This window comes from Chamaesiphon sp. VAR_48_metabat_403, from assembly GCF_031422475.1.
GTDB lineage: Bacteria > Cyanobacteriota > Cyanobacteriia > Cyanobacteriales > Chamaesiphonaceae > Chamaesiphon.
Genome location: NZ_JANPLS010000041.1, coordinates 1 through 6315 on the forward strand (window position 1 = coordinate 1; position 6315 = coordinate 6315).

At 44.8% G+C, this 6315-nt stretch carries 6 protein-coding genes; 2 read left to right on the forward strand and 4 right to left on the reverse strand.

The window, feature by feature from the left end; all coding sequences use genetic code 11:
• Together RMO79_RS01970 and RMO79_RS01975 are read left to right on the forward strand one after the other, a co-directional pair.
• The coding region (locus RMO79_RS01970; protein WP_310481373.1) for an FAD-dependent oxidoreductase at positions 1 to 1450 on the forward strand (1450 nt) is incomplete at its 5' end.
• A gap of 47 nt (positions 1451 to 1497) precedes the next feature.
• Positions 1498 to 2226 carry an EndoU domain-containing protein gene (locus tag RMO79_RS01975; RefSeq protein WP_310481374.1) on the forward strand — a complete coding sequence of 243 codons (729 nt, stop codon included), beginning with the start codon at positions 1498 to 1500 and terminating at the stop codon, positions 2224 to 2226.
• On the opposite strand, the gene RMO79_RS01980 is transcribed toward RMO79_RS01975, so the two are convergent.
• From RMO79_RS01980 to RMO79_RS01995, 4 genes are all read right to left on the reverse strand, one after another.
• Positions 2223 to 2846 (reverse strand): tRNA isopentenyl-2-thiomethyl-A-37 hydroxylase MiaE, encoded by a 624-nt coding sequence (locus tag RMO79_RS01980; RefSeq protein ID WP_310481375.1) that lies wholly within the window; start codon positions 2844 to 2846, stop codon positions 2223 to 2225. The genes RMO79_RS01975 and RMO79_RS01980 overlap by 4 nt on opposite strands.
• A 116-nt stretch (positions 2847 to 2962) precedes the next feature.
• Entirely contained in the window at positions 2963 to 3760 is a 798-nt protein-coding gene (locus RMO79_RS01985) for a type 1 glutamine amidotransferase (RefSeq protein ID WP_310481376.1), read from the reverse strand.
• 101 nt (positions 3761 to 3861) lie between these two features.
• On the reverse strand, positions 3862 to 4578 hold the full coding sequence (locus tag RMO79_RS01990; RefSeq protein ID WP_310481377.1) for a phytochelatin synthase family protein: 717 nt from the start codon (positions 4576 to 4578) through the stop codon (positions 3862 to 3864).
• Positions 4579 to 4720: 142 nt separating this feature from the next.
• Positions 4721 to 6079, reverse strand: coding sequence for a Mur ligase family protein (locus tag RMO79_RS01995; protein ID WP_310481378.1), 1359 nt, complete (start codon positions 6077 to 6079; stop codon positions 4721 to 4723).
• Between the last annotated feature and the right edge of the window lie 236 nt (positions 6080 to 6315).

Genomic DNA, 6315 nt, shown 5'->3' on the forward strand with positions numbered 1-6315 from the left:
CCCAATTTTGACTCCAGAATACGACTTATTATTTATTGGTGCGACAGCAGCGGCGAGAGCGGCGGCAATCGAAGCTGTAAATTTACAGGCGCGGGTGGCGTTGGTGTTACCGCAACTAGCCGACGAACGACTCCATCCTCAGCGCGATTTCTACCCCTATGCATTGGCGCGGATAGCAAATACCCATCGAATCGAGAGAACGCGGCTTCAGCAGCCGACTAGCTACCCCTGGAAGTATGCTGAAGCAGCGATCGATAGACTAGATCGACAGTGTAGTCCCGCCATGTTAGCGGCGATGGGTGTGGATACGATCGTGGGGATGGGCGAATTTTGTCGTCGTCCCCACTTGGCTTTTAATATCGAAAATAGATCGCTGCGCGCTCGCGCTTACTTAATCGCGACTGGTACGATTTCGCATTACCCATTAATTCCGGGCATTCAAGCTGCTGGTTATATGGTACTCGATCGATTGCCGAGTTTAGTCGTTGGCGTAGCCTCTCTGAAAGAGAATCGGCAAATTCCCTTACGGTGGGCGATTGTCGGCTCGGAATCAGTGGGGGTAGAATTGGCTCAAACCCTGGCAAAGTTGGGGTGTCGAGTCGCGCTGATCGTCGAAACCGAGCGAATTTTACCTTATGAAGATCCCGATCTTACCAATCTGATTCAGGCGCAATTAGAAGCCGATGGGGTGGAGATTTATTTAGAAACGATCGTGACTAATGTTGATATGGAAAATCGGGCAAAACTAGTGACGCTCGGCGATGAAACGATTGCCGTCGATGAGATTTTTATCGCACTACCCGATCGGCCGCGCTTGGAATCATTCAATCTCCTCGGCGTGGGTGTAGACTATACCGAAAAAGGCATCTCGATCGATAACAAACTCCAAACTTCTCACCAGCAAATTTATGCTTGTGGTGGTGTCTGTGGGAATGTTTTGGGGGGCTATCACAGTCAAAGCTTGACTGAATACGAAGCCAAAATCGCCGTCCGTAATGCCTTGTCTTGGCGCAAAACCAAAATTGACTATAATAGCTATCAAAACTTACCGTGGGCGGTATATACCGATCCGCCGTTAGCCAGAGTAGGCATGACACTCAGCATGGCAACCAATAGCAATCGTCGCGATCGGATCGTCTTACAAAGTTATTTAAAAGACTCACCCCAAGCAATTTTAAACGGGATTAATAGCGGTTTTTGTCAAATTATAGTTACACCAAACGGGCGCATTTTAGGGGCGGAAATTTTCGGACATAATGCACCAGAATTAATTCAAACTTTGGCAATCTCCATCCATAATCGGCTCAACATTGCCGATCTGACTACCGTGCCCTGTTTGTCACCCAGTTATACTGAATTTATCTACCAAACCGCGCAAGAGTGGCATAGGTATCAACGCCAGCAACGGCAGAAGCTCACCTGGATCGAGCGGCTATGCTGGTGGAAGTAATCCGATTTTAGATTAGGAAAATCCGATTGTTTTTATGGAGCAGATCGATGGAAAAACCTCGCCCTCGCAAAAAACATTTAGCACCATTTTTCGATCGGGTCGATAATCCCGAACTACATCATTTTCCGCATGGGGTATCAGTCGATATTACGCCGCTATCGCCGGAATTATCGAAATTCGATTGCGATGTTTTACAAGTCTGTGGTAATTTAGGCGATCGAGTTAATGCTGAAGATTTTAGCGCATTATTAACAGCTTATCCGCAAGTACTAAAATTAATCAAAACTGCGGTAAATGGCGAGATTTTTCCCGGACGCATTACCGATGCCGAATTTATTGCCGATCTGACCGAAATTTGGTTTAAACGCGATGGTTTCGAGCATATTTTTTGTGGAACCATCGACAATGGCAAGCTCAAAGGAATGCATTACGTGGGGCGATATCTCCAATTGCAAGAGTTAGGATTGGCAGGAAGATTGCCCGATAATCACCATCAGGAAGAGACGATCGCGGGGGTGGTATATACGCTGGGAGTATTATTAAAATATGGCGATCGATTGATTGTCGATCGACGAAATGGTTATGCCTTAGTTACTGATGCAGCAGAATTATTAGTAGCAGCAACACTAGCTTTTAAAAGTCGATCGCGATCGCGATCTGTTGTTAATTTCCCAGTTGTCGATGCAGATTCGGGACACACTTATTTGGTGGTATTCGTTAAAGAAGATAACGCAATTGTTACTTTTTATCCCGATGCTACCCCAACGAATTCTTAACTATGAACTCTGGGTTCGGGATGGAGATTGGCAAGTAAATCGCTCTCAAAGATTGCCAGTTCCTTCAGGCGAGTTTGCACGAGCGAGCGATGCTCTGGTACTGAGGCTCCGCCGATAATATAAGTATCTGCCAGCAACCAATAAATCCCAAAATGACGGGCTTCTGATGCCATTAATCCCCGATAAAATGCCGCTAATTGCGGATCGGGAAGATGGCTGCCGAGTAACCCCAATCGCTCGTGAGAACGGGCTTCAATCAATCCTGAAACGAGCAGAGAATCAAGCAGACGGTAAGGTTCTTGAGTGCGAACCTGGCTCATCAGTCTTTTTCCATAAGGTGGGGCATTGAGCGGTGCGAGGGGAATACCGCGTCGTTCGAGAATCTGATTAACTTGCTCGAAATGTTCTAATTCTTCCTGGGCGATCGCGGTTAATTGCCGCACTAGTTTATGATTGGATGGGTAGCGAAACATCATATTGATTGCCGTGCTGGCTGCTTTGCGCTCGCAATGCGAATGATCGAGCAAAATGGTATCGATATTTGCTAATGCTTGTTCGAGCCAATCGGCTGATGTCGGTTGACATAAAATGTTAATAGTTGGATTTGTAGTAGCAATCATTAGTAAGTTTGAATTTTAGTCGCAGCAGGAAAGTTTGGCGGGTAGGTTTGATGGGCTATAACAGTCGTAAAGATACCGTCGATCGATTGATTTCAGTGTTGAAGTAAGTTATTTAATTAACAATTAATTTCCAATCGTTTTAACATCGCCGCCCGCGCTCGATCGGCTAAACTATCATCTAATGGGGCGAGATTTATTTCGGTTTGATACTTATTTTGCAGTGCGGTTTTAATCATCCAGTCGGCGATAAAGGGATTTTTGGGAATTAGCGGCCCATGAGAATAAGTCGCGATCGCATTACGATAGAATGCGCCTTCAGTGCCATCTGTTGCGTTATTTCCATACCCTTTAATTACTTTACCCAATGCTTCAGCATTCGGGCCGAGATAGGTTCTACCACCGTGATTTTCAAACCCGACGATGATGGGCTTTTTGCCCCCTAGTAGCTCGGTAAGTTCGGCAGCGAGTCTTTTAGCAGTAATTTCAAATACCACGTTGCCAATGCACCGCTGGGTGTCGATGCCAGGATGTTTGCTTTCGAGATCGATGATGTTCATGCCTTCGATGCGTTCGCCCAATCCTGGCTCGTAAAATCTGCCCAGCAATTGAGGAGAGCCGCAGGTAAATACGCCGGGTGCGCCTGCATCTAGTTTAGCTTTGATGGCTGCGGCTTTGGCACCAGCTAAGTCGCGCATGACGATTTCTTGCTGGCGATCTTGGGCACCGCCACCTGCCATAATATCAACTTGATGGATCGTATCGGGATCGGATTCTCGATCGTAAGGGATGACTTTGACGTTAATTCCCCGCCATTGCGCGCGCTGTTGGATGGCGATGACATTACCGCGATCGCCATAAGTACTCATCAGGGTAGGATAGAGCCAGCCGATTTTTAATTCTAATGTTTGAGTCATGATTGGAAGACGGGGGGACGGGGGGACAGGGGGACTGGGAGACTGGGAAACTGGAACTCTATCTCAATTCCCTAAAGCCTAATACCTAATACCTAATTTTGTTACTTACTTACGAGAACAAAACCTCGTGTTTTACCGGATTCGGAATCGGTTGTTTTAATTGCTTGCCATAAATCTGCTGCTTTAACCCAGACTGGGGGATATTTATAGCGAGAAACATCTAAAATGAGAAAGCGATCGGTACGTTGATTGTAAGCGGCAATCGGTGAAATATGACCGCCGCGTTCTTGACCGATAGTTTTGCGTAAGTAATTGACGATCGCAAAATTGTTACGTTCGGACAGATTTTGACGCAAGAGCGATCTAAATCGATCGAGATTTACATCCGAGCCATAATAAACCTTAACTTTCGCGCCATGAGTGGTTAATAAATCGCCTAACTGTGCTAATGTCATTCCCAGCTTAGAAACTAGCGTGGGCGAAATTACTTTTTTTGTCTCCTCGCGATCGAAAAAATTTTCTTGGGTAAATAATTGAACGGTTTTATCTTGAGGTTGTTTTGGTGCGGGTAATCCTAAGGCGTTTAATATCATCACACTACTAGCTACCCCGCAGTAAGCCTGATTTATTTGGGTCACAAATTGATTGCTTAACAAGAAATAATCCTGTCTGGCTTGACTATCGATTAAAAGCTGTTCGCCTTCACTAGAACTAAATGGAATTAGATTTGGTGATATTGGTAGTGTTTGAGCGAGTGTTTTAGAATTGCTCAGGACGATCGTAACTAGTGCTAATCCCCAGAATATTTTATATTGCATTAAATTTATCCCCATTCCCGATCGTACTTAATCTCAACTATTAAATATTACTATATTTTGCCAATCTAAGAATGTCCAACCTTCTTCTGTAAAATTAGTTGTCATAGTAATTATCAGCTCGACGATCGGATCTTAATTTCGATTAGAGAATCTTTTTACCCGTAAGAATTTCGCGAACGTCTAACATGGCAGAATAGGTGGGAATGATATGCAGAATTTCGGTAGTTGAGGTAAGTTCGATCGCGATATCGATCGCTTCTTTGAGATTTTCTTTGACGATAATTTTAGCACCGCTATTAGGGTCGATTTTGCTGTATTCTAATCGCAAAGCCATATCGTAAACTCGATCGCCACTAACGACAATTGTGCCGCCAGCGTTGACAAACTTTTCAGTATCGACATCCCAAATCCACGAAACATCGGTACCATCGGGGGTACGATCGTTGAGTAACATTAGGCTTACTGAACCGCCGCCGGATTGGTTTACTTGACTGACTGCGCGGATGGTTTCGTTCATACTGGCAGGATTTTTAGTTAATAAAATCCGCACCTTTTTACCCTTATATATTACTTCTTCCGAGCGACCAAAGGCTGCTTGGAAGGTGCTAATGGTATCGAGAATTATAGGCTTACTAATGCCGATCGATTCCATTGTGGTAATGGCAGCGAGGGTATTATACTTATTATAAACGCCGATTAAGACTTGCGGCCATTCTTTACTGTCGATCGACAACTCACTTTTTGTAAAGCTACATTTGGGGCAATCGAAATCACCTTGGTGGGAAAGATAGACACCCTTGTATTCGAGTGCAGTACCGCAACTAGGGCAGTAAATAGAGTCTACCGCATGGGGAATTTCATCTAGATACAATTCTGGTTCGCTCAACCCGAAATATTTAACTTGTTTGGGTTTAGCTCCACTGGCTAATTGTTGCCCTAAATAAGCTAAAGCCGGATCGTCGCCATTGGTAACGAGAATTGTATCGCCATCTAATTCGGCAATTGCTTTACCCCAGCGATAGGTAATCGTATCGACTTCGCCATATCGATCGAGCTGATCTCGAAATAAGTTTAGGGCGATAATATATTTAGGCTTGAGTTGAGGAATGACGATCGGAATGACATTTTCATCGACTTCGAGAATGCCATAGTCTGCTTTGAGTTTGCCTGTCAGACTGGTATTTTCTAATAGGGTTGTAATTAAGCCGTTGACTAAATTTGCTCCCGCTTCATTATGGACGACTTTCCAACCGTCTTTTTCTAGAATTCCTCGCAGCAGTAAGGAAGTAGTCGTTTTACCATTGGTTCCGGCGACGATGATGGTTCCATATTTAATTTGCTGGGAAAGTAAGGCTAAAATCTGCGGGTGCAGACGTTTGCCAATAGTTCCCGGAAGTACGCTCGCCGCACCTAATTTAAACGTGCGAATTGTCGAGGTAATTGTTTTGGCTGCAAATACCGCAATTCCCAATCTGACTCGATCTAATAAATTTATCTGCACCTTAGCACCCTGTTTCAGCGATGGACTCGTTTCGGGGTGACTGCACCACCTGAAGGTGCATATTATATCAAGAGTTGGGGACAGGTTTTGGTTCTACCGAGATCGAACTAACGGGCTAATTCTAGCTGCTAGAATAGAGGCTAGGAAATTAATGCCGAATTGACTAGCATAAACCCACCCCTACAGATCCAAAAAACGTCTAGAGCTTCTCCTAAAGGCTAATACCTGACTTTCGC